This window comes from Actinokineospora sp. HUAS TT18 (assembly GCF_051364635.1).
Classification (GTDB): Bacteria; Actinomycetota; Actinomycetes; order Mycobacteriales; family Pseudonocardiaceae; genus Actinokineospora.
In genome coordinates this window covers 4,451,739-4,473,352 of the sequence record NZ_CP195645.1, presented here as the reverse complement: position 1 = coordinate 4,473,352, position 21,614 = coordinate 4,451,739, and the positions used below count along the sequence as shown (strand labels likewise).

21 protein-coding genes and 1 tRNA gene are annotated in these 21,614 nt (G+C 68.2%); 20 read left to right on the top strand and 2 right to left on the bottom strand.

Annotated features, from left to right (window positions below; genetic code table 11):
- The first annotated feature begins 78 nt into the window (after nucleotides 1-78).
- The 5 genes from ACSHT8_RS20230 (at nucleotide 79) to rplA (ending at nucleotide 2,845) form a co-directional block, all read left to right on the top strand.
- Nucleotides 79-151 (top strand) — tRNA-Trp (locus ACSHT8_RS20230).
- 65 nt (nucleotides 152-216) lie between these two features.
- Nucleotides 217-624, top strand: coding sequence for a preprotein translocase subunit SecE (gene secE, locus ACSHT8_RS20225; protein ID WP_436492432.1), 408 nt, complete (start codon nucleotides 217-219; stop codon nucleotides 622-624).
- A gap of 70 nt (nucleotides 625-694) precedes the next feature.
- Nucleotides 695-1,492, top strand: a complete 798-nt coding sequence (gene nusG / locus ACSHT8_RS20220) for a transcription termination/antitermination protein NusG (RefSeq protein WP_436492431.1) — start codon at nucleotides 695-697, stop codon at nucleotides 1,490-1,492.
- A gap of 82 nt (nucleotides 1,493-1,574) precedes the next feature.
- The gene (rplK, locus tag ACSHT8_RS20215; RefSeq protein WP_436492430.1) at nucleotides 1,575-2,006 is read left to right on the top strand and encodes a 50S ribosomal protein L11; all 432 of its coding nucleotides are present in this window, start codon (nucleotides 1,575-1,577) and stop codon (nucleotides 2,004-2,006) included.
- 113 nt (nucleotides 2,007-2,119) lie between these two features.
- Entirely contained in the window at nucleotides 2,120-2,845 is a 726-nt protein-coding gene (gene rplA, locus ACSHT8_RS20210; RefSeq protein WP_436492429.1) for a 50S ribosomal protein L1, read from the top strand.
- A gap of 49 nt (nucleotides 2,846-2,894) precedes the next feature.
- Here the strand turns inward: rplA and ACSHT8_RS20205 are convergent, their stop codons facing one another.
- Together ACSHT8_RS20205 and ACSHT8_RS20200 are read right to left on the bottom strand one after the other, a co-directional pair.
- On the bottom strand, nucleotides 2,895-3,110 hold the full coding sequence (locus ACSHT8_RS20205) for a hypothetical protein (protein ID WP_436492428.1): 216 nt from the start codon (nucleotides 3,108-3,110) through the stop codon (nucleotides 2,895-2,897).
- A 53-nt stretch (nucleotides 3,111-3,163) separates the two neighbouring features.
- Nucleotides 3,164-3,943, bottom strand: a complete 780-nt coding sequence (locus tag ACSHT8_RS20200) for a hypothetical protein (protein WP_436492427.1) — start codon at nucleotides 3,941-3,943, stop codon at nucleotides 3,164-3,166.
- Nucleotides 3,944-4,197: 254 nt separating this feature from the next.
- Between ACSHT8_RS20200 and rplJ the strand changes: the two genes are divergently transcribed.
- From rplJ to rpoB, 15 genes are all read left to right on the top strand, one after another.
- The gene (gene rplJ / locus ACSHT8_RS20195) at nucleotides 4,198-4,773 is read left to right on the top strand and encodes a 50S ribosomal protein L10 (protein WP_436492426.1); all 576 of its coding nucleotides are present in this window, start codon (nucleotides 4,198-4,200) and stop codon (nucleotides 4,771-4,773) included.
- Nucleotides 4,774-4,838: 65 nt separating this feature from the next.
- Nucleotides 4,839-5,225 carry a 50S ribosomal protein L7/L12 gene (gene rplL / locus ACSHT8_RS20190; RefSeq protein WP_436502116.1) on the top strand — a complete coding sequence of 129 codons (387 nt, stop codon included), beginning with the start codon at nucleotides 4,839-4,841 and terminating at the stop codon, nucleotides 5,223-5,225.
- A gap of 301 nt (nucleotides 5,226-5,526) precedes the next feature.
- Complete coding sequence (locus tag ACSHT8_RS20185) at nucleotides 5,527-6,711, top strand: ABC transporter ATP-binding protein (protein ID WP_436492425.1); 1,185 nt, start codon at nucleotides 5,527-5,529, stop codon at nucleotides 6,709-6,711.
- Nucleotides 6,708-7,496 carry an MlaE family ABC transporter permease gene (locus ACSHT8_RS20180; protein WP_436492424.1) on the top strand — a complete coding sequence of 263 codons (789 nt, stop codon included), beginning with the start codon at nucleotides 6,708-6,710 and terminating at the stop codon, nucleotides 7,494-7,496. The genes ACSHT8_RS20185 and ACSHT8_RS20180 overlap by 4 nt, the downstream gene beginning before the upstream one ends.
- A 2-nt stretch (nucleotides 7,497-7,498) precedes the next feature.
- The gene (locus ACSHT8_RS20175) at nucleotides 7,499-8,335 is read left to right on the top strand and encodes an MlaE family ABC transporter permease (protein WP_436492423.1); all 837 of its coding nucleotides are present in this window, start codon (nucleotides 7,499-7,501) and stop codon (nucleotides 8,333-8,335) included.
- Complete coding sequence (locus ACSHT8_RS20170; RefSeq protein WP_436492422.1) at nucleotides 8,332-9,684, top strand: MCE family protein; 1,353 nt, start codon at nucleotides 8,332-8,334, stop codon at nucleotides 9,682-9,684. The genes ACSHT8_RS20175 and ACSHT8_RS20170 overlap by 4 nt, the downstream gene beginning before the upstream one ends.
- Nucleotides 9,681-10,715 (top strand): MCE family protein, encoded by a 1,035-nt coding sequence (locus tag ACSHT8_RS20165; protein WP_436492421.1) that lies wholly within the window; start codon nucleotides 9,681-9,683, stop codon nucleotides 10,713-10,715. The genes ACSHT8_RS20170 and ACSHT8_RS20165 overlap by 4 nt, the downstream gene beginning before the upstream one ends.
- A complete protein-coding gene (locus tag ACSHT8_RS20160; protein ID WP_436492420.1) occupies nucleotides 10,712-11,704 on the top strand; it encodes an MCE family protein in 993 nt (330 codons plus the stop codon). The genes ACSHT8_RS20165 and ACSHT8_RS20160 overlap by 4 nt, the downstream gene beginning before the upstream one ends.
- A complete protein-coding gene (locus ACSHT8_RS20155) occupies nucleotides 11,701-12,894 on the top strand; it encodes an MCE family protein (protein WP_436492419.1) in 1,194 nt (397 codons plus the stop codon). Before ACSHT8_RS20160 ends, ACSHT8_RS20155 begins: the two co-directional genes overlap by 4 nt.
- A complete protein-coding gene (locus ACSHT8_RS20150; protein WP_436492418.1) occupies nucleotides 12,891-14,090 on the top strand; it encodes an MCE family protein in 1,200 nt (399 codons plus the stop codon). Before ACSHT8_RS20155 ends, ACSHT8_RS20150 begins: the two co-directional genes overlap by 4 nt.
- Nucleotides 14,090-15,355, top strand: coding sequence for an MCE family protein (locus tag ACSHT8_RS20145; protein ID WP_436492417.1), 1,266 nt, complete (start codon nucleotides 14,090-14,092; stop codon nucleotides 15,353-15,355). Before ACSHT8_RS20150 ends, ACSHT8_RS20145 begins: the two co-directional genes overlap by 1 nt.
- A gap of 24 nt (nucleotides 15,356-15,379) precedes the next feature.
- On the top strand, nucleotides 15,380-15,946 hold the full coding sequence (locus ACSHT8_RS20140) for a hypothetical protein (protein WP_436492416.1): 567 nt from the start codon (nucleotides 15,380-15,382) through the stop codon (nucleotides 15,944-15,946).
- 35 nt (nucleotides 15,947-15,981) lie between these two features.
- Complete coding sequence (locus ACSHT8_RS20135; RefSeq protein WP_436492415.1) at nucleotides 15,982-17,043, top strand: hypothetical protein; 1,062 nt, start codon at nucleotides 15,982-15,984, stop codon at nucleotides 17,041-17,043.
- A 1-nt stretch (nucleotide 17,044) separates the two neighbouring features.
- Nucleotides 17,045-17,557, top strand: coding sequence for a hypothetical protein (locus ACSHT8_RS20130; RefSeq protein WP_436492414.1), 513 nt, complete (start codon nucleotides 17,045-17,047; stop codon nucleotides 17,555-17,557).
- Between the two features lie 483 nt (nucleotides 17,558-18,040).
- Nucleotides 18,041-21,544: a DNA-directed RNA polymerase subunit beta gene (gene rpoB, locus ACSHT8_RS20125; protein ID WP_436492413.1), complete on the top strand. Its 3,504-nt coding sequence runs from the start codon at nucleotides 18,041-18,043 to the stop codon at nucleotides 21,542-21,544.
- Nucleotides 21,545-21,614 lie beyond the last annotated feature (70 nt).

Genomic DNA, 21,614 nt, shown 5'->3' with positions numbered 1-21,614 from the left:
AGCGCCCTGGCCGATTCCACTTGGCGATAAAGTGGGTCAGTCAGAGGCGCCCGAGCGCGGCCCATACGGGCCTCGCGAAGGGGTGTAGCTCAATTGGTAGAGCAGCGGTCTCCAAAACCGCAGGTTGCAGGTTCGAGTCCTGTCGCCCCTGCGTTTGCGTCCGAGTGCGGGTGATCCCTCACCGGACCGGGTAGTACACATCGAGTGGAGGATGGCGTGGCCGAGGACAAGGAGCGGGAAGAGGGGCAGGAGCGCCCTTCTCGTCCGGTCACCGCCGCTGCGCGGCGTGAGCGTCGCGGCACGGCCCGTCCGGCCGCCCGCAAGGACGCCGAGACCAAGGCGGAGAAGGCCAAGGCGGTCGCCAAGTCCGACGCCACGGCCCCCGACAAGAAGGGGCGCCCGACGCCCACCCGGGACCGCAAGGAGTCGAAGGGCTCGATCTTCGCCCGCTTCTCCCGGTTCCTCCGCGAGGTCGTCGCCGAGCTGCGCAAGGTCATCTGGCCCACGCGCAAGCAGATGATCGCCTACACCACCGTGGTGCTGGTGTTCGTGGCCTTCATGATCGCCCTCATCTCTGGCCTGGACCTCGGCCTCGGCAAGGGCGTGTTCTGGCTGTTCGGCTGATTTGCGCCCGACGCGGCGCACCGGTCGAATACCCGGAGCACGTGATTCATGAAAGGAAGCGAGACCAACTGTGACCTCCGAGAACGGCGCCGCCGACGGTAGCGAGCTGACCAGCCTGACCGACGACGAGGAGATCCTCGAGTCGGCCGACGGCCGTGTTGGCAGCGCCCCTGCCGACGCCGCGGACTCCGCCGAAGACAGCAGCGACGACGACTCCGTCGACGCTGAGGTCCCGGCGCAGGCCGCACCGATCGACGAGGCCCCGGCGGATCCGGTAGCCGAGATGCGCGACGCCCTGCGCCGCGCCCCGGGCGACTGGTACGTCGTGCACTCCTACGCGGGCTACGAGAACAAGGTCAAGACCAACCTCGAGACGCGCATCCAGACTCTCGACATGGAGGACTACATCTTCCAGGTCGAGGTGCCGACCGAAGAGGTCACCGAGATCAAGAACGGCCAGCGCAAGCAGGTGCAGCGCAAGGTGCTGCCCGGCTACATCCTGGTCCGCATGGAGCTCAACGACCCGTCGTGGTCCGCGGTGCGCAACACCCCGGGCGTGACGGGCTTCGTCGGCGCGACCTCCAAGCCGTCGCCGCTGACCATCGACGAGGTGCTGAAGTTCCTCCTCCCGCAGGTCGAGGAGGCCAAGCCCGCGAAGGGGTCGGCCACCACGCAGGCCCGTGGCCCGCAGGTCGAGGTGGACTTCGAGGTCGGCGAGTCGGTCACCGTCATGGACGGCCCGTTCGCCACGCTGCCCGCCACCATCAGCGAGGTCAACGCCGACGGGCAGAAGCTGAAGGTCCTGGTGTCGATCTTCGGCCGGGAGACCCCGGTCGAGCTGTCGTTCACCCAGGTCTCCAAGATCTGACCGGTCCGCATCGGACCGGACGGCCACCGGGGGCGCAGCCATTCGCGCCCGGTGGACAACGCGATAACAGGAAAGTACGGACATGCCACCGAAGAAGAAGAAGCTCGCAGCGATCATCAAGCTGCAGATCACGGCGGGCCAGGCCAACCCGGCCCCGCCGGTCGGCCCCGCGCTGGGCCAGCACGGCGTCAACATCATGGAGTTCTGCAAGGCCTACAACGCCGCGACCGAGTCGCAGCGTGGCACCGTGGTGCCGGTCGAGATCTCCGTGTACGAGGACCGCTCGTTCGACTTCAAGCTGAAGACCCCGCCCGCCGCGCGCATGCTGCTCAAGGCCGCCGGTGTGGACAAGGGCTCGGCTGAGCCGCACAAGACCAAGGTCGCCAAGGTGACCTGGGACCAGGTGCGCGAGATCGCCGAGACCAAGAAGGCCGACCTCAACGCCAACGACATCGACCAGGCCGCGAAGATCATCGCCGGTACTGCTCGGTCCATGGGCATCGTCGTCGAATAGCTAGACCGCAGTACCCAGCAAGTGTGGGAGGGCCAGGCGCTGGTCCGCACCACGACTGATCCAGACGCTCGGGATTTCCTGCCCAGGGCGTGCTACGAAATTGAGGAACAGCAATGGCAAAGCGCAGCAAGGCCTACCGTCAGGCCGCCGAGCTGGTGGACAAGGAGCGGCTCTACACCCCGCTCCAGGCCGCTCAGCTCGCCAAGGAGACCTCCAAGGTGAAGCTGGACGCGACCGTCGAGGTCGCCATCCGGCTCGGCGTCGACCCGCGTAAGGCCGACCAGATGGTCCGCGGCACCGTCAACCTGCCGCACGGCACCGGCAAGACCGCCCGCGTCATCGTCTTCGCGACCGGCGACAAGGCCGCCGAGGCCGAGGCCGCCGGTGCGGACGCCGTGGGCTCCGAAGACCTCATCGAGCGGATCCAGGGCGGGTGGCTCGACTTCGACGCCGCCATCGCGACCCCGGACCAGATGGCCAAGGTCGGCCGCATCGCCCGCATCCTCGGCCCGCGTGGCCTGATGCCGAACCCGAAGACCGGCACGGTGACCCCGGATGTCACCAAGGCGGTCAACGAGATCAAGGGCGGTAAGATCAACTTCCGCGTCGACAAGCAGGCCAACCTGCACATCGTCATCGGCAAGGCGTCGTTCGAGCAGAGCAAGCTCGTCGAGAACTACGCCGCCGCGCTGGACGAGATCCTCCGTGCGAAGCCGTCCGCCGCCAAGGGCCGCTTCCTGAAGAAGATCACCTTCAGCACCACGATGGGCCCCGGCATCCCGGTCGACCCGACCCGGACCCGCAACCTGCTGGAAGACGACGCTCAGGCCAACGCCTGATCTGTTCTCATGGAAGAAGGCCCCGCTTCGGCGGGGCCTTCTTCGCGTTTCAGGCCGCGCGCTTCTTGGCCTTGTCTATGGCGTCCAGGGCGATGACCGCCACGATGATCACGGCGACCGAGACGATCCACCACCACGGGTTCGGCAGCCGCAGCGGGAAAGCCAGGAACGGGTGCCAGTCGAAGACCTTCGACACCAGCGGCAGTACGCCCTCGTAGATCCCCACCAGGAACACGCCAGCCGAGGCGCTGTCATGTGTGCTCATGGCTTGGGACGCTAGCCAGGTGGGGCGTAAGCGGGCGTCCTACCTGAGGTGGATCAGCCAGTGGGCTGAACGGCGGTACACGCCTCTTTGCTGTAGTCGGAGATCGTCCACTGTTCCCCACGCGCGTTGGGGATCTTCTTCACCGTGAGTTTCCCCAGGCGTGGGCCGTCGCGGACCTCCATCTCGCACGAGCTGACCACGACCAGGCCGCTCGCGTTCGGCAGCAGGTCCATGCGGGGCGGGAAGTACGGCTCTGCGTAGTCGTTGGCCTTGCCCACCTGGGCGTTCAGGCGCTCGACCGCGATGGGGCAGTCGGGGGCGTTGAAGGCGTTGGCGAACTCCTGCGCGACGGCCTCGGTCTCGAACCGCGAACACGCGTCGCCCGGGATGTTCTGGGCGATGTTGTCGTACAGGGCGCGGACCGCTTCCTTCGGCGTGGACGCGAACAGCACGGTGCGGTCGGTCTTCCCGCCGCCGGTCTGGGACGCGGGGAGATCGTCGTCGGGGTTGCCGAAGTAGTGCTGGTAGGCCCAGATCGCGCCGATGAACAGGATCAGCAGGAACACCAGGCGGCGGACCCACTTGCCCAGCAGGATCCGCAGCCACAGCGGGCGCTTGCGGGCGGCGGGGAGTTCGCCGCGCTGGAACTCCTTGAAGCGCTGGAACTCCTGGAACTCGCGCCACTCGGCGGAGTCCTGGGTCGCGGGTGGGGGTGCGGGGATGTCGCCTGGCGGGACGTACGGCACCTGGGGGTCGGTCGGCCAGATGCCGCGGTCACCGGCGGCGGGGGGCAGGCCCTTGGGCTCGTCGTTGTCGGCCACGTTGTTCATCATGCCGTGGACCCGATTTGGAGACCGCGCCGAGCACCACGTACTCTGTTCGATGGTTCTACCGAAGACCGCTGGTTTCTTCCGACATCCCAGGGTGGACGAAGACGAAGGCCCCGAGTGGGCGGCCCGCGCAGGGAGGACGAGGAAGGTTTCGAGCGCCCTCGCGCGCTTGTCACGCCCCGTGCCGCTTTGCGCCGGGGCGTTTGTCGTCTCTGGGGTCGGCGATACCGGCGACACCCACACGAGAGGAGGCGACCATGGCGAAGCCTGAGAAGGTGAACGCAGTCGCCGAGATCGCGGACAAGTTCCGCAACAGCTCGGCTGCCGTCGTCACCGAGTACACGGGCCTCACCGTGTCGCAGCTGACCACGCTGCGTCGCGCTCTCGGCACTGGCACGACCTATCGCGTCGCGAAGAACACCCTCGTCCAGCGGGCTGCCGCCGACGCGGGTGTCAACGGGCTGGAGAGCCTCTTCATCGGTCCGACCGCGATCGCCTTCGTCGAAGGCGAACCGGTGGACGCGGCGAAGGCCCTGCGCGACTTCGCGAAGGACAACAAGGGTCTGGTCATCAAGGGCGGCTACATGGATGGCCGCCCGCTCACGGTGGAAGAGGTCGCGAAGATCGCGGACCTCGACTCCCGCGAGGTGCTGCTCGCCAAGCTGGCGGGCGCGATGAAGGGCAACCTCAGCAAGGCCGCCGGGCTGTTCCAGGCCCCGGCTTCGCAGATCGCCCGCCTGGCCGCTGCCCTGCAGGAGAAGCGCGCGGCCGAGGGCGACTCCGCCCCCGCCGCCGAGGCTCCCGCTGAGGACGCTGTCGCAGCCGAGAGCTGAACGAAACCACCCGGAAATAACCCGCGCCCGCTAGACCGGGTGTGCAAGTGAAAGGAACCGCCACCATGGCGAAGCTCAGCACCGACGAGCTGCTCGACGCGTTCAAGGAAATGACGCTGCTCGAGCTGTCCGAGTTCGTGAAGCAGTTCGAGGAGACCTTCGAGGTCACCGCCGCCGCGCCCGTCGCCGTCGCCGCTGTCGGTGGCGCCGCCGCTCCGGCCGAGGCCGCTGAGGAGCAGGACGAGTTCGACGTCGTCCTCGAGTCGGCCGGTGACAAGAAGATCCAGGTCATCAAGGTCGTGCGTGAGGTCGTCTCCGGCCTGGGCCTGAAGGAGGCCAAGGAGCTGGTCGAGGCCGCTCCGAAGGCGATCCTGGAGAAGGTCAACAAGGAGGCCGCCGAGGCCGCCAAGGAGAAGCTCGAGGCCGCTGGCGCCAAGATCGCCGTCAAGTGATCTGACGCTTCACCCGCTTCACCTTCACCGGGGTCCCGCGCACAGCGCGGGACCCCGGTTTTGTTGTGCGATGGCCGTCCGCCACAGACCCGCGCAACTGTGCCCAGATGAGCAACCCCCCAGCTCAGCACTGTTGACTGTGCGCTAGGTCATACCCGGATTCGTGTGACAAGGCCCATCCAGGTACGTTCCCAACTCGGCGGTAACTTCTGCAGTAACTCAGAAGGACCGCCGTCGTTGCATGGAAGACACCGTTCACGCGGGCGGAGCGGTCCGGTGGTGGCTGAGTTCGGGAGGTTCGATGGGCGCCGAGGTGGTCATCGAGGGTCTGACCAAGTCCTTCGGTAAGCAGGCCATCTGGCGCGACGTCACCTTGACGCTCCCGCCAGGCGAGGTCTCGGTCATGCTGGGCCCGTCGGGTACCGGCAAGTCCGTCTTCCTCAAGTCCATGATCGGGCTGCTCAAGCCCGACCGCGGCAAGTGCGTCATCAACGGCGTCGACATCGTCACCTGCAGCGAGGCCAAGCTCTACGAGACCCGCAAGCTCTTCGGCGTCCTCTTCCAGGACGGCGCGCTCTTCGGCTCGATGAACCTCTTCGACAACGTTGCGTTCCCGCTGCGGGAGCACACGAAGAAGTCCGAGGCCGAGATCAAGCGGATCGTGCTCGAGAAGCTCGAACTGACCGGTCTGCAGGGCGCGGAGAAGAAGCTCCCCGGCGAGATCTCCGGCGGTATGCGCAAGCGCGCCGGGCTGGCCCGTGCGCTGGTGCTGGACCCCGAGATCATCCTGTGCGACGAGCCGGACTCCGGGCTCGACCCGGTCCGCACCGCCTACCTGTCGCAGCTGCTCATCGACCTGAACGCGCAGATCGACGCCACCATTCTCATCGTCACGCACAACATCAACCTGGCGCGGACGGTGCCGGACAACCTGGGCATGCTGTTCCGCAAGGAGCTGGTGATGTTCGGGCCGCGCGAGGTGCTGCTGACCAGCGACGAGCCGGTCGTGGAGCAGTTCCTCAACGGCCGCAGGCTCGGGCCGATCGGCATGTCCGAGGAGAAGGACGCCGCGCAGATGGCGCGGGAGCAGGCGCACGCCGACGCCGGGCACTCCGACGGGTCGTCGGAGGAGGACCTGCGTGGTGTGGTGCCGCAGATCGAGCCGACGCCGGGCATGCCCGTGCGCGCCGGGGTGCGCCGCCGCAAGGACCGGGTCATGCGGATCCTGCACACGCTGCCGCCCGCGGCGCAGGAAGGCATCATCCAGTCGCTGACCGACGAGGAGCGTGCCCGCTACAACGTGCACTCCCACCTCGTGCCCGCCGCCACGCAGCCGGTCAACGCGCCGCGTCCCCAGCCGATTCCCCGGACGCAGCCGCGCCCAGTGGCCGACCCGCCGCGGAGCTTCCACGGCGACCTCGCCGACACCCAGGTGGCCAGGCTGCCCGAGTCGGGCTGGCAGCAGCCCCCCGGCGGTGCCAAGTGACGACCGCGACCGCCAACTTCCCCGGAGCCGGGGCGCTGCGCGAGACCGGGCGCCTGTTCGCGCTCGCGCTCGACGTCGTGGTCAACATCTTCCGGCGGCCGTTCCAGACGCGGGAGTTCATCCAGCAGTGCTGGTTCATCGCCAGCGTGACGATCCTGCCGACCGCGCTCGTGGCGATCCCGTTCGGCGCGATCGTGGCCCTGCAACTCGGCACGCTGATCGTGCAGCTCGGCGCGCAGTCGTTCACCGGCGCGGCCAGCGTGCTCGCGATCATCCAGCAGGCCGCGCCCCTGGTGACCGCGCTGCTCGTGGCGGGCGCGGGCGGGTCGGCGATCTGCGCCGACATCGGCTCGCGGACCATCCGCGAGGAGATCGACGCCATGGAGGTGCTCGGGGTCTCGCCGATCCAGCGCCTGGTGGTGCCCAGGGTGCTCGCCGCGATGCTGGTCGCCGTGCTGCTCAACGGCCTGGTCAGCGTCGTCGGCGTGATGGGCGGCTACTTCTTCAACGTCGTCCTGCAGGGCGGCACACCAGGTGCGTACCTGGCCAGCTTCTCGGCCCTGGCGCAGCTGCCCGACCTGTGGATCAGCGAGCTGAAGGCGCTGATCTACGGCTTCATCGCAGGCGTCGTGGCCGCCTACCGCGGCCTCAACCCGAAGGGTGGCCCGAAGGGGGTCGGCGACGCGGTGAACCAGTCCGTCGTCATCACCTTCCTGCTGCTGTTCTTCGTCAACTTCGTGCTGACCGCGGTCTACCTGCAGGTCGTCCCGGCGAAGGGGAGCTGACCATGGCCGTGACCGACACCGCCAAGAAGGTCGTCGACCGTCCACTGCGGACCCTCGACGACCTCGGCGACCAGCTCTCGTTCTACATCCGCGCGCTCGCCTGGATTCCCCGGGCGCTGCGCCGCTACATGCGCGAGACCATGCGCCTGCTGGCTGAGGTCAGCTTCGGCAGCGGCGCGCTCGCGGTCATCGGCGGCACCGTCGGCGTCATGGTCGGTCTGACCGTGTTCACCGGCATCGTCGTCGGCCTGCAGGGCTACGCCGCGCTCGACCAGATCGGCACCGCGGCGTTCTCCGGCTTCGCCTCGGCCTACATCAACACCCGCGAGGTCGCCCCGCTGGTGGCTGGCCTGGCGCTGTCGGCGACGGTCGGCTCGGGCTTCACCGCCCAACTCGGCGCAATGCGCATCTCCGAGGAGATCGACGCGCTCGAGGTCATGGCCGTGCCGAGCCTGCCGTTCCTGGTGACCACCCGGATCATCGCGGGCTTCATCGCGGTCATCCCGCTCTACATCATCGGCCTGCTGTCGTCGTATATGGCGTCCAGAACGATCACGGTCTATTTCTACGGCCAGTCAGCGGGCACCTATGACCATTACTTCAACCTCTTCTTGCCACCAGAAGACGTGTTCTGGTCGTTCGGCAAGGTGTTGATCTTCGCGGTCATCATCATCCTGACCCACTGCTACTACGGCTACAACGCCAGCGGCGGCCCCGCGGGCGTCGGCGTCGCGGTGGGCCGGGCGGTGCGCACCACCATCGTCACCGTCGCGCTGGTGAACTTCTTCATCGGCTTCGCGATCTGGGGCACCACGACGACGGTGAGGATCGCGGGATGAGCGCCAAGGGTCTCGGCAAGACGATCAAGCGCAGGCTCCTCGGCCTGGCGTTCATCGCGGTGATCCTCGGCCTCGTTGCCCTGTCCGTCGCGATGTACAACAAGGCGTTCACGCCGGTCGCCAAGGTCACCCTGACCACCGACAAGGTCGGCAACCAGCTCGCGGTCCACTCCGACGTCAAGGTCCGCGGCCTCGTCGTCGGCGAGGTCCGCAAGATCACCCCGACCGCCGACGGCGCCGTGCTCGACCTCGCGATCGATCCCGAGAAGATCGACGTGATCCCGAGCAACGTCGCCGCGCGCTTCCTGCCCAAGACGCTGTTCGGCGAGCGCTACGTCTCCCTGCAGATCCCTGAGCAGGCCGCGGAGGGCTCGCTGCGCGCCGGGGACAACATCAAGCAGGACAAGACGACCAAGGCCGTCGAGCTGGAGCAGGCTTTCGAGAGCCTGCTGCCGGTGCTGCAGGCCGTGCAGCCGCAGAAGCTGTCGAGCACGCTCACCGCGATCTCGACCGCCCTGCAGGGCCGCGGCAAGGACCTGGGCACCACCCTGGCCGACCTCGGCGAACTCGTCGGCGAGGTCAACCCGCACCTGCCGAAGCTGCGCGAGGACCTGCGCAGCCTGGCCACGGTCAGCGAGACCTACGGCGACGTGACCCCGGACCTGGTCCAGGCGCTCACCGACCTGACGGTGACCTCCAAGACCATCGCCGAGCAGCGGGCCAACCTCGACACGCTGTTCGCCACGACCACCACCGCCGCGCGCGACCTCGAGTCGTTCCTGCGGGCCAACAGCGCCAACCTGATCCAGTTGGCCGACTCGGCCCGCCCGACGCTGGAGACGCTGGCCAGGTACTCCCCGCAGTACCCGTGCATGCTGCGGCAGATGGCCGAGGCGGTGCCGATCATCGACACCGCGCTCGGCAAGGGCACGAACAAGCCCGGTCTGCACGCCACCATCGAGGTCACGGTCAACCGCGGCCCGTACAAGCCGGGCAAGGACGAGCCGCGCTACCAGGAGGACCGCGGTCCGCGCTGCTACGACTTCACCCAGTTCCCGACCCCGTTCCCGCAGAGCCCGCCGGACGGCCCGCTCAAGGACGGCGCGTCGTCCCCGACCGCGTCGCGTCCGGCCAACGACGGCCTGCTGCCCGGGTCGAACGTCGCGCAGTACACGACCCCCAACGGCGCGGGCTCGGACGGGCTCGGACTGCCCAACTCGCCGCAGGAGATCGCCTTCGTGTCCCAGCTGATCGCCCCGGGCATGGGGATGAGCCCGGACCAGGTGCCGTCGTGGAGCACGCTGCTGCTCGGCCCGGCCTTCCGCGGTGCGGAGGTGAGCTTCCGATGAGAGGTCTCGCCGCCCCGCTGATCAAGCTGGCCCTGTTCATGGCGATCACCATCGCCGCGACCGGGGTGCTGGCCATCAGCATCGCCAACACCAACCTCAGCTCGACCGAGTCCTACACCGCCCGGTTCTCCGACGCGACGCTGCTGCTCCCCGGCGACGACGTGCGCATTGCCGGTGTCCGGGTCGGCCAGGTCGACGAGGTGTCGGTCGCCGACCGCAACCAGGCGCAGGTCAAGTTCTCGGTGTCCTCGGGCCGCAAGCTGCCCGCGTCGGTCATGGCCACGATCAAGTTCCGCAACCTGGTCGGCCAGCGCTACATCTCGCTGACCCAGGGCGCGGGCTACGACCCGAACGCCGTGCTCAACCCGGGCGACAACATCCCGCTGGAGCGCACCCGCCCGGCACTGGACCTCACCGAGCTGTTCAACGGCTTCAAGCCGCTGTTCCGCGCGCTGTCGCCGGACGACGTGAACAAGCTGTCCTACGAGCTGATCACGGTCCTGCAGGGCGAGGGCGGCACGGTGGAGAACCTGCTGGCGCACACCGCGTCGCTGACCACCGCGATCGCCGACAAGGACGCGGTGATCGGCGAGGTCATCAGCAACCTCAACGGTGTGCTCGGCGCGGTCAACTCCCGCGGTGAGCAGCTCTCGCAGCTCGTCGTGCAGATCCAGCAGCTGGTCAGCGGCCTGGCCGAGGATCGCGAGCCGATCGGCGACGCGATCGACGCCCTCGGCGGCCTGGCCACCAGCACCTCCGGGCTGCTGCAGCAGGCGCGTGAGCCGCTCAAGCAGGACATCGCCGCGCTCGGGAACCTGACGAACAGCCTCAACGCCAACGAGAAGACCGTCGAGCACTTCGTGCAGTTCCTGCCGACGAAGCTGGGCACGATGACCCGCACCGTCAGCTACGGCTCGTGGTTCAACTTCTTCCTCTGCGAGGCCTCCGGCGACATCGGGATCCCGGGCCTGATCACCACTCCGGTCAACATTCCCGTCCTTCCGGCGAACCAGGAAAGGTGCCTGTCGTGAAGCCTTTCCGGTCCCGCAATCCGATCCCGATCGGCATCGTCAGCCTGATCGTCATCGGCTTGTTCATGGTCGCGGCGATCAACTCCGACGACCTGCCCGTCATCGGCGGCGGCACCACCTACAGCGCCGAGTTCTCCGAGGCCGCGGGCATCCAGGCCGACGACGAGGTCCGCATCGCGGGCATCAAGGTCGGCAAGGTGTCCGACGTCGGCCTCGACGGGGACAAGGTCGTCGTCCGGTTCAAGGTCAAGGACGCCTGGGTGGGCGACCGCTCCCGCGCCGAGATCAAGATCAAGACGCTGCTCGGCCAGAAGTTCCTGTCGCTGGAGCCCGAGGGCACCGAAGTGCTCGACCCGGGCACGCGCATCCCGCGTGAGCGGACCATGGCGCCCTACGACGTGCTGGAAGCCTTCCGCGGCCTGGCCGAGACCGTCAACGAGGTCGACACCGTCCAGCTCGCAAAGAGCTTCGAGGTGATCGCCGAGACGTTCTCCGACACCCCGGACGAGGTCAAGGGCGCGCTCACCGGCCTGCAATCGCTGTCGCACACCATCTCCTCGCGCGACCAGGAGCTGGCCACGCTGCTGAACAACACCAAGCAGATCAGCCAGACCCTGGCCGAGCGCGACGCCGAGGTGGTCAAGCTGCTCACCGACGGCAACCTGCTGCTCGGCGAGATCAACAACCGCAAGAAGGCGATCGACGCGCTGCTCGTCGGCACCAAGACCCTGGCCACCGAGCTGCAGGGCCTCGTCGCCGACAACAACGGCCAGCTCGGTCCGGTGCTGCAGAGCCTGGACCAGCTGACCGCGATGCTGCAGCGCAACCAGGACTCGCTGGCCGAGGGCCTCAAGAAGTTCGCCCCGTTCGCCCGCCAGTTCAACAACGCGATCGGCACCGGCCGCTGGTTCGACAACTACATCTGCGGCCTGCTCCCACCGGCGTTCGGTCCGCTGAACCAGCAGGGATGTTTGGGGAACCCGTCATGAACTTCGCGACAAAGGGCGGGAAGGACCTCGCGCGGACCGTCGCCATCGTCTGCGTCCTCGGGCTGTTCGTGGCCGCGGCGCTGTGGTGGCTGCTGCGGGAGTCGGGCGAGAAGCGCTACACCGCCATGTTCCCCAACGTCGTCGGCCTCTACGAGCACAACGACGTGCGGGTGCTCGGCGTCAAGGTCGGCTCGATCGACACTGTTGTCCCCAAGGGCGACCAGGTCGAGGTGACCATGCTCGTCGACCGGGACGTCAAGGTCCCCGCCGACGCCAAGGCCGTCATCGTCGCCCCGTCGCTGGTCTCCGACCGCTACGTCCAGCTCACCCCCGCTTTCACCGGCGGCGAGGAGATGGCCACGGGCACGGTGATCCCCAAGGAGCGCACGGCCGCGCCGCTGGAGGTCGACGACCTCTACGCGAGCCTGAGCCGGGTCAGCCAGACCCTCGGCCCCAACGGGGTCAACAAGGACGGCGCCCTGTCCGACCTGCTCAACACGCTGGCCAAGAACCTCGACGGCAACGGCCAGGCGGTCAACGACACCGTCACCGACCTGAGCAAGCTGTCGACCACGCTGTCGGGCAACTCGCAGGACCTGTTCGCCACCATCGACAACCTGCAGAAGTTCTCCACCACCCTCGCGGGCAGCGACGAGCAGGTGCGGCAGTTCAACGCCCAGCTCGCCGAGGCGGCGAAGTTCCTCGCCGGGGAGCGGACGAACCTGGCCGCCGCGGTCGACCAGCTCGGCATCGCGCTGGGCTCGGTGCAGCAGTTCATCAACGACAACCGCGGCCGCATCAAGTCCAATGTGGACAAGCTGACCACGATCACCCAGGTGCTGGTGGACCAGCGGGCCGCGCTCGCCGAGACCCTCGACATCGCCCCGCTGGCGCTGAGCAACCTGGTCAACACCTACAACGCCTCGTCGGGCACGCTCGACGCGCGGGCCAACATCAACGAGCTGTCCCAGCCGCCGATCGTGACGGTCTGCAACCTGGTCCGCCAGGGCACCCCGGCGGGCCTGCCGCAGACGCTCGCCGACGTGTGCGGCCAGCTCGCGCCGGTCGTGCAGGGCCTTGTGCCGCTGCCGTCGCCCGCGCAGGTCATCGACGGACTGCGCAGCGGCAAGCTGCCGACCCTGCCCCTGCCGCTGGCGGGCGACGCGTTCGGCTCAGGAGGCACCCGATGAACCGGCTCAAGCTCCTGGCCGTGGGCGGCGCGGCCGCGCTGACCCTGTCGGGCTGCGGTTTCACCGGCATCTACGACCTGCCGCTGCCCGGCGGCGCCGACCTCGGCGACGACCCGTACTCGGTCAAGATCCAGCTGCGCGACGCGCTCGACCTGGTGCCGCAGTCCGGCGTCAAGGTCAACGAGGTCGCCGTCGGCCGGGTCGACCAGATCGCGCTGTCCTCCGACGGGTGGACCGCCGAGGTGACCGTGCTGGTCAACCGCGGTGTGTCGCTGCCTGCCAACGCGCTGGCCAAGCTGCGCCAGTCGAGCCTGCTCGGCGAGAAGTACATCGAGCTGAGCGCGCCGCCCGGGGACAAGGCCCAGGGCGTGCTCGCCGAGGGCGCGGTCATCCCGGTGGAGCGGACCAACCGCAACACCGAGGTCGAGGAAGTCCTCGGCGCGCTGTCGCTGCTGCTCAACGGCGGCGGCGTCGAGCAGCTCCAGAGCATCACCAAGGAGCTCAACCTCGCGCTCGCGGGCAACGAGACCAACATCCGCGGCCTGCTCGACAACGTCAACACCATGGTCACCGAGCTCGACGCGGGCAAGGCCGACATCACCCGGGCCATCGACGGGATCAACCGGCTCGCCAGCTCGCTCAACGCCCAGCGCGACCAGATCGTCGGCGTGATCGACAACATCGGGCCCGGCCTGCAGGTGCTCACCGAGCAGCGCCAGCAGCTGGTGACCATGCTGCAGAGCCTCAACACGCTCTCCGGCGTCGCGATCGACACGGTGAACAAGAGCCAGGACGACCTCGTCGCCGACCTCAAGGCGCTCGCCCCGACGCTGCAGAAGCTCGGGGAGGCGGGCAGCGACCTGCCGAAGTCGCTGGAGCTGATGTTCACCTACCCGTTCACCGACCAGGCGGTGAAGGGCGTCAAGGGCGACTACTTCAACCTGTACCTGAAGCTGGACCTGAACCTGCAGAGCGTCATCGACAACCTGGGCCGCAGCAGGCAGAACCCGCTGCAGGACCTCGGCCTGCCCGGCCCGCTCAGCGGCATCGCGGGCGGCCAGGACGGCGTGCCGTCCAACGCGCCCGCGCCGCTGCCGCTGCCGTCGCTCAACGGCCAGTCGGCCCAGCCGGGCGCGCAGTCCACCGACCGCGGCCTCGGCGGCCTCTTCGACGTGCTGCTGGGAGGCGGTTCCTGATGCTGACCAAGACAGTCCGCCTCCAGCTCATCGCGTTCCTGGTCATCGCCGTCGTCGCGGTGGTCTACGCGGCGTTCCGGTTCACCGACCTCGGCCGCGTGTTCGGCGCCGACGGCTACCGGGTCAAGATGGACCTGGTCGAGTCCGGCGGCATCTTCACCAACGCCGAGGTCACCTACCGCGGCGTCAACGTCGGCCGGGTCGGCGAGATCAAGCTGACCCACGACGGCATGCGGATCGACCTCAACATCGACCCGTCCGCCCCGGAGATCCCGGCCGACCTCGACGCCGTGGTCGCCAACCGGTCCGCGGTCGGCGAGCAGTACGTCGACCTGCGGCCCCGCCACGACGGCGGCGAGCTGCTGAAGGAGGGTTCGGTCATCACCGCGGACCGGACCACCACCCCGGTCAGCACCGACACGGTGATCCGCGACCTCGACAGCCTCGCCTCGTCGGTCCCCACCGACTCGCTGCGCACGGTCGTCGACGAGTTGGAGCGCGCGTTCACCGGCACCGGCGACGACCTGCAGGTGCTGCTCGACAACTCGGGCACGTTCACCGCGGCCGCCCGCGAGCACCTGCCGCAGACGATCAAGCTGGTCGAGGACGGCGGCGTCGTCCTGAAGACCCAGGCCGCGCAGTCCGGCAACATCCGGTCCTTCGCGGGCGACCTGAAGCTGCTCGCCGAGCAGCTGCGCGTGTCCGACCCGCAGATCCGCACGCTGATCGCGGCCACGCCCGGCACGGCCAACGCCGTCACCGGCCTGCTTCGGGAATCCGGCAACGGCCTCGGCGCCGTGTTCGCCAACCTGCTCACCACGTCGAACATCCTGGTCAGCCGGGTCGACGGGCTGCAGCTGGCGCTGGTGGCCTACCCGGTCGTCGCTGTCGGCCCGAAGACCGTCACCCCCGGCGACGGCACCGCCCACCTGGGTCTCGCGCTGAACCTGTTCGACCCGCCGTCCTGCACCCGCGGCTACGAGGGCACCGAGCGCCGCGACGGCAACGAACTGGCCGACGTCCCGGAGAACTCCCAGGCCTACTGCGCCGAGCCCGTCGGCAGCCCGATCAACGTGCGCGGCTCGCAGAACGCGCCGTACGGGGGCAAGCCGGTGGCGCCGACGCAGGACCAGATCGCGGCCAACCAGAACCGGAGCTCCGAGCAGCTGGCGGAGATGGCGCAGAACAGCCTCCCCGGCACGGTGTCCCAGCCCGGTCTCGGCGGCCTCGCCAGCCTCGCGAGCCTGCTCGGCCTGCCCGCCTGACTTTCCGTACTACCCTGGAGCGCTATGACGAGCACGGAACCGCGGACCGACGACGTCACCGACGAGGTGGAAGCACCCAAACGGCGACCGACCGTGTACGTGCCGATCGCGCTCGCCCTGGTGGTCCTCAGCGCCGCCGCCGCACTCTGGTTCGGCGTCTCCTGGATCAAGGCATCCGGTGATGACGACCTGGAGGTCGCCCGGATGCGCGACGACGTCACCCGGGTCGGCGAGCAGGCGATCATCACCTTCAACACGCTCGACTACCGCAGCGTCGACAAGGACCTCGACCGCTGGCTCAACGCCTCGGTCGGCGCACTGCACGACGAGGTCGTCGGCAGGCGCGCGAGCAGCAAGACGACCATCGAACAGGCCAAGACGGTCACCACCGCGCGGGTCCTCAAATCCGCCATCACCGACCTGCGCGACCGCGAGGGCAAGGCGACGATCATCGCAGCCATCCGCATCGATGTGACCCCCGACGGCAAGCCCGCCACCGTGAAGTACCAGCGCGTCCAGGGAGCACTGGAACGCACGGACGCGGGGTGGAAGCTCAGCGGGATCGCGTTCGTCCCCTTCGCCCCCGCCTAGCTCGCCTGATCGCCTCCGAGAGGACCCTTCCCACCGTGCCCACCCCGCCGTCCCGCCGCCGCCCGGTCACCCCGCCGACGACCCCCGTCCGCCGCCCGCGGGTGGCCGGTTTGCACCGCCCTGGCGCGGCCGAGCCCGTCGACCGTCCGGAGCCCGTGGAGCCGGTCGAGGCCGTGGAGCCTGCTGAGTCGACCACCACGGATGAGGCATCCGCCGAGTTGTCCACAACCCCGGCGAATGATCCACAGCCCAGCGGCGATCTCACCGCCGAAGCCCCCTCGCCGATAGACTGGCCAGGGGCCGTCCCCCCGGAGAGGGTGGGGGCTGCCCGGGGTGAGGACGGCGGCGAAGAGGTCGTTTCGGAGCCTGATCTCGGGGTTGATGAGCCCGCTGAGGAGCCCGTTCCGGTGCCGTCGCCGCGGCCTGCGGGCAAGCGGCGGGCGGCTGGGCGGAGTGTGCCGGTCGATCTGACCGAGGCCGAGCAGCAGTCCGGGGTTCGGGTGCTGCCGGTGGAGGAGCGGTCCGACGAGGAGATCGCGGCCGCTGAGCGGAACAAGTCGATCAACTTCGCGATCGTTCTCGGGGTGGTCGCGCTCGTGCTGGCGGGGCTCGCGATCTGGTTCCGCGGTCAGGCCGACTCGCTCACGGGTGGCACTGACGGCGGCAACCTCTCGCTGGTCGACAGCGCCGCGACCAGCGAGGTCAAGGGCAAGATGACGGTCGCGATCGAGAAGACGCTGTCGTACAACTTCACGGAGCTGGACACCACGGCTAAGGCGGTCAAGGAGTATCTGGCCGGGACCGCGGTGTGTGAGTACGACAAGTTGTTCGGGGTGCTCAAGGAGCAGGCCCCGGCGCAGAAGCTGATCTTGACGACGAAGGTCCGGGACCTCGGCGTGACGCGGCTTGAGCAGGACAAGGCCGACATGCTGGTGTTCGTTGATCAGTCGACTACGCGGACTGAGCAGAACCAGACGACGGCCAGTGGGGCTCAGTTCGGGATTCGGGCGGAGAAGGTCGACGGGGTGTGGAAGATCACTGACTTCGACATGCTCGACCAGCCGCTGCCGGACGGAAAAGCCGCTCCGACCTGCTGAAATGGACAAACAGCGGTTTCTCGTCCTGCATGACTACGGCATGGGCGGTCTCTGGTGGTGGATCACCGCACGGTCGGTCCGCGAGATTCGGGAGACCTTCGCCGAGGTCGAGGTGGTCGACGCGCCCGACATGGTCGCGAACGCGGAGACCTGGGGTCTGGCCGAGGTCGACATCGACGCCGCGGCTGTCCCGGATGAGCTGTCAGGGTTGAGGGACCAGCGTGCCGCACAACGCGGTCGGCCCGGCTTCGGCGCGTTGGCCGACCGGGAGACGGTATGGCTGCGTCGGCGGTGGGACGAAGACGTGGACGAGCCCGTCGACTACCTGATGGAGATCGGCCCCGACGGGCGGAGGCTGCGGCAGGTCGAACTCGGCGGCGAAAGCGTGCGCAGCGGGCCGGAGGACTGGCCGCTCAACCCTCCGATCGTCGATCTCTACGACCCGGAGTTGATCACCCAGGAGATCGGTCAGGCCGAGTTCGAGGTGGCCTGGGCCGGCGCCCGGGACGAGTGACCGTGCGGATGAAGCTGACCTTCGCGGCGCCGTGTCCTGGCGCCTCTGCGACCTCTTTCCTCCTGATCATCGGACCGTTCGCCCGTTGGGCTACGCTCTGTGCCTCCGCTGCCACGCAGTGCCTGCGATCGTGCGGTGTGGGTGCTTGTAGCAAACGGGTTTCCCCAGGTCAAGCGCCTATCGGTGAACGGCCCGGCACTGCTGCAAAAGAGGAATCTCGGGCGTGGCATCTTGACTCCGCGACCGTCCGGGGTCACGCTGGTACCCGACAGGACTTCCAGCGGGAGGGCCGAGTGAGCGCGGGCCTCGACAGTCGCCTGTTTTGTGGCTAGACTGCCCCTTTGCGCTGCCCACTTTCCGCACGCCCTTTGCCAAGAGCTAGGATGTTGGGCACCACGGCACCCTTGACAGGCGCGTATACGGCTTGCTAACGCGAGCAGTGCATGTGACTGTCAACCGCTCACTGTCCTGGAAGGACGCATCTTGGCAGTCTCCCGCGCGACCAAGGCCACTGCTGCGACCAACTCCACTGCTTCGAACTCGGGTATCCCCGGGGCCCCCCGCCGGGTCTCGTTCGCGAAGATCCGTGAACCTCTGGGTACGCCCAACCTGCTGGACCTGCAGATCCAGTCGTTCGAGTGGTTCACCGGCAACGAGATGTGGTTCCAGCGCCGCATCGATGCCGGTGACGAGAACCCCGTCGGCGGCCTTGAGGAAGTCCTCAACGAGATCTCCCCGATCGAGGACTTCTCCGGCTCCATGTCCCTGTCCTTCTCCGACCCGCGCTTCGACGAGGTCAAGGCCTCCGTCGAGGAGTGCAAGGACAAGGACATGACCTACGCGGCGCCGCTGTTCGTCACCGCGGAGTTCACCAACAACACCACTGGCGAGATCAAGAGCCAGACCGTGTTCATGGGTGACTTCCCGGTCATGACGAACAAGGGCACGTTCATCATCAACGGCACCGAGCGTGTCGTGGTCTCGCAGCTGGTCCGGTCTCCCGGTGTCTACTTCGACACGGCGATCGACAAGACCACCGACAAGGACGTCTTCAGCGTCAAGGTCATCCCCAGCCGCGGCGCCTGGCTCGAGTTCGACGTCGACAAGCGCGACACCGTCGGTGTCCGCATCGACCGCAAGCGCCGCCAGCCCGTCACCGTGCTGCTGAAGGCGCTGGGCTGGACCACCGAGGCGATCCGCGAGCGGTTCCACTTCTCCGAGACGCTGCTGGCCACCCTCGAGAAGGACCACACCGCCGGTACCGACGAGGCGCTCCTCGACATCTACCGCAAGCTGCGCCCGGGCGAACCGCCGACGAAGGAGAGCGCCCAGACGCTCCTGGAGAACCTGTTCTTCAAGGACAAGCGCTACGACCTGGCCAAGGTCGGCCGGTACAAGATCAACAAGAAGCTCGGGCTGGCGCTGCCGACGAACACCGGCGTGCTGACCGAGGACGACATCGTCACCACCATCGAGTACCTGGTCCGCCTGCACGCGGGCGAGACCACGATGCTGGCGGGCGAGGGCGACGACCGCACCGACATCCCGGTCGAGGTCGACGACATCGACCACTTCGGCAACCGCCGTCTGCGCACCGTGGGCGAGCTGATCCAGAACCAGATCCGGGTCGGCCTGTCCCGCATGGAGCGCGTGGTCCGCGAGCGGATGACCACTCAGGACGTCGAGGCGATCACGCCGCAGACCCTGATCAACATCCGCCCGGTCGTCGCCGCGATCAAGGAGTTCTTCGGGACCTCCCAGCTGTCGCAGTTCATGGACCAGACCAACCCGGTCGCGGGCCTGACCCACAAGCGCCGTCTTTCCGCGCTGGGCCCCGGCGGTCTGTCCCGTGAGCGCGCCGGCATGGAGGTCCGCGACGTCCACCACAGCCACTACGGCCGCATGTGTCCGATCGAGACGCCGGAAGGCCCGAACATCGGCCTGATCGGCTCGCTGTCGAGCTACGCGCGGGTCAACCCGTTCGGCTTCATCGAGACGCCGTACCGCAAGGTCGTCGAGGGCCAGGTCACCGACCAGATCGACTACCTGACCGCCGACGAGGAAGACCGGCACGTCATCGCCCAGGCGAACGCGCCGCTCGACGACCAGAACCACTTCGCCGAGGAGCGCGTGCTCGTCCGCAAGAAGGGCGGCGAGGTCGAGTTCATCGAGCCGTTCGACGTGGACTACATGGACGTCTCGCCGCGGCAGATGGTGTCGGTCGCGACCGCGATGATCCCGTTCCTCGAGCACGACGCCGCCAACCGTGCCCTCATGGGCGCGAACATGCAGCGTCAGGCGGTGCCGCTGCTGCGCAGCGAGTCCCCGCTGGTCGGCACCGGCATGGAGCTTCGCGCCGCGGTCGACGGCGGCGACCTGGTCACCGCGGCCAAGGCCGGTGTGGTCGAGGAGCTGTCCGCCGACTTCATCACGATCATGGCCGACGACGGCACCCGCCAGACCTACGGGATGCACAAGTTCCGCCGGTCCAACCAGGGCACCTGCATCAACCAGAAGCCGATCGTCGCCGAGGGCGACCGCGTCGAGGCCGGTCAGGTCATCGCCGACGGGCCGTGCACCGAAGACGGCGAGATGGCGCTGGGCAAGAACCTGCTCGTGGCGATCATGCCGTGGGAGGGCCACAACTACGAGGACGCGATCATCCTGTCGCAGCGCCTCGTGCAGGACGACGTGCTCACCTCGATCCACATCGACGAGCACGAGATCGACGCGCGCGACACCAAGCTGGGCGCCGAGGAGATCACCCGGGACATCCCGAACGTCTCCGAGGAGGTCCTGGCCGACCTGGACGAGCGCGGCATCATCCGCATCGGTGCCGAGGTCGGCGCGGGCGACATCCTGGTCGGCAAGGTCACGCCCAAGGGCGAGACCGAGCTGACCCCGGAGGAGCGCCTGCTGCGCGCGATCTTCGGCGAGAAGGCCCGCGAGGTCCGCGACACGTCGCTGAAGGTCCCGCACGGCGAGACCGGCAAGGTCATCGGCATCCGCGTCTTCTCCCGCGAGGACGAGGACGAGCTGCCCCCGGGCGTCAACGAGCTGGTCCGCGTCTACGTGGCCCAGAAGCGCAAGATCCAGGACGGTGACAAGCTCGCGGGCCGCCACGGCAACAAGGGCGTCATCGGCAAGATCCTGCCGGTCGAGGACATGCCGTTCCTGCCGGACGGCACCCCCGTCGACGTCGTGCTGAACACCCACGGTGTGCCCCGTCGTATGAACATCGGGCAGATCATGGAGTCGCACCTCGGCTGGATCGCCAAGCAGGGCTGGAGCATCGAGGGCAACCCAGACTGGGCGTCCAAGCTGCCGGAGGAGCTCTACAACGTCGAGCCCGACACCAACACCGCCACGCCGGTGTTCGACGGTGCCCGCGAGGACGAGATCACCGGCCTGCTCGGCTCGACCCTGCCCAACCGCGACGGCGAGCGCATGGTCGGCGAGGACGGCAAGGCGACGCTGTTCGACGGGCGCTCCGGCGAGCCGTACCCGTACCCGGTCTCGGTCGGCTACATGTACATCCTCAAGCTGCTGCACCTGGTCGACGACAAGATCCACGCCCGTTCGACCGGTCCGTACTCGATGATCACCCAGCAGCCGCTCGGCGGTAAGGCCCAGTTCGGTGGCCAGCGCTTCGGTGAGATGGAGTGCTGGGCCATGCAGGCCTACGGCGCGGCGTACACGCTGCAGGAGCTGCTGACGATCAAGTCCGACGACGTGCTGGGTCGCGTCAAGGTCTACGAGGCGATCGTCAAGGGCGAGAACATCCCGGAGCCGGGCATCCCGGAGTCCTTCAAGGTGCTCCTCAAGGAGCTCCAGTCGCTGTGCCTCAACGTGGAGGTGCTGTCGAGCGACGGCGCCGCCATCGAGATGCGCGACGGGGACGACGAGGACCTGGAGCGCGCCGCCGCGAACCTGGGAATCAACCTCTCGCGCAACGAGTCGGCCTCGGTCGACGACATCGTCAACTGACCTCGCTGCCGCCGCCGGGGCTTCGGCCCCGGCGGGTCAGGCACTGATCCCCCCACACATGCAGTAACAA

Bases quoted from the DNA above. Each gene is read 5' to 3' on its own strand.
- ACSHT8_RS20165 (WP_436492421.1), top strand. From the start codon at position 9,681: ATGAGAGGTCTCGCCGCCCCGCTGATCAAGCTGGCCCTGTTCATGGCG.
- ACSHT8_RS20205 (WP_436492428.1), bottom strand. From the start codon at position 3,110: ATGAGCACACATGACAGCGCCTCGGCTGGCGTGTTCCTGGTGGGGATC.
- rplJ (WP_436492426.1), top strand. From the start codon at position 4,198: ATGGCGAAGCCTGAGAAGGTGAACGCAGTCGCCGAGATCGCGGACAAG.
- ACSHT8_RS20175 (WP_436492423.1), top strand. From the start codon at position 7,499: ATGGCCGTGACCGACACCGCCAAGAAGGTCGTCGACCGTCCACTGCGG.
- ACSHT8_RS20185 (WP_436492425.1), top strand. From the start codon at position 5,527: ATGGGCGCCGAGGTGGTCATCGAGGGTCTGACCAAGTCCTTCGGTAAG.
- rplL (WP_436502116.1), top strand. From the start codon at position 4,839: ATGGCGAAGCTCAGCACCGACGAGCTGCTCGACGCGTTCAAGGAAATG.
- ACSHT8_RS20150 (WP_436492418.1), top strand. From the start codon at position 12,891: ATGAACCGGCTCAAGCTCCTGGCCGTGGGCGGCGCGGCCGCGCTGACC.
- ACSHT8_RS20145 (WP_436492417.1), top strand. From the start codon at position 14,090: ATGCTGACCAAGACAGTCCGCCTCCAGCTCATCGCGTTCCTGGTCATC.
- rplA (WP_436492429.1), top strand. From the start codon at position 2,120: ATGGCAAAGCGCAGCAAGGCCTACCGTCAGGCCGCCGAGCTGGTGGAC.
- ACSHT8_RS20155 (WP_436492419.1), top strand. From the start codon at position 11,701: ATGAACTTCGCGACAAAGGGCGGGAAGGACCTCGCGCGGACCGTCGCC.
- ACSHT8_RS20140 (WP_436492416.1), top strand. From the start codon at position 15,380: ATGACGAGCACGGAACCGCGGACCGACGACGTCACCGACGAGGTGGAA.
- ACSHT8_RS20130 (WP_436492414.1), top strand. From the start codon at position 17,045: ATGGACAAACAGCGGTTTCTCGTCCTGCATGACTACGGCATGGGCGGT.
- rplK (WP_436492430.1), top strand. From the start codon at position 1,575: ATGCCACCGAAGAAGAAGAAGCTCGCAGCGATCATCAAGCTGCAGATC.
- ACSHT8_RS20200 (WP_436492427.1), bottom strand. From the start codon at position 3,943: ATGATGAACAACGTGGCCGACAACGACGAGCCCAAGGGCCTGCCCCCC.
- ACSHT8_RS20170 (WP_436492422.1), top strand. From the start codon at position 8,332: ATGAGCGCCAAGGGTCTCGGCAAGACGATCAAGCGCAGGCTCCTCGGC.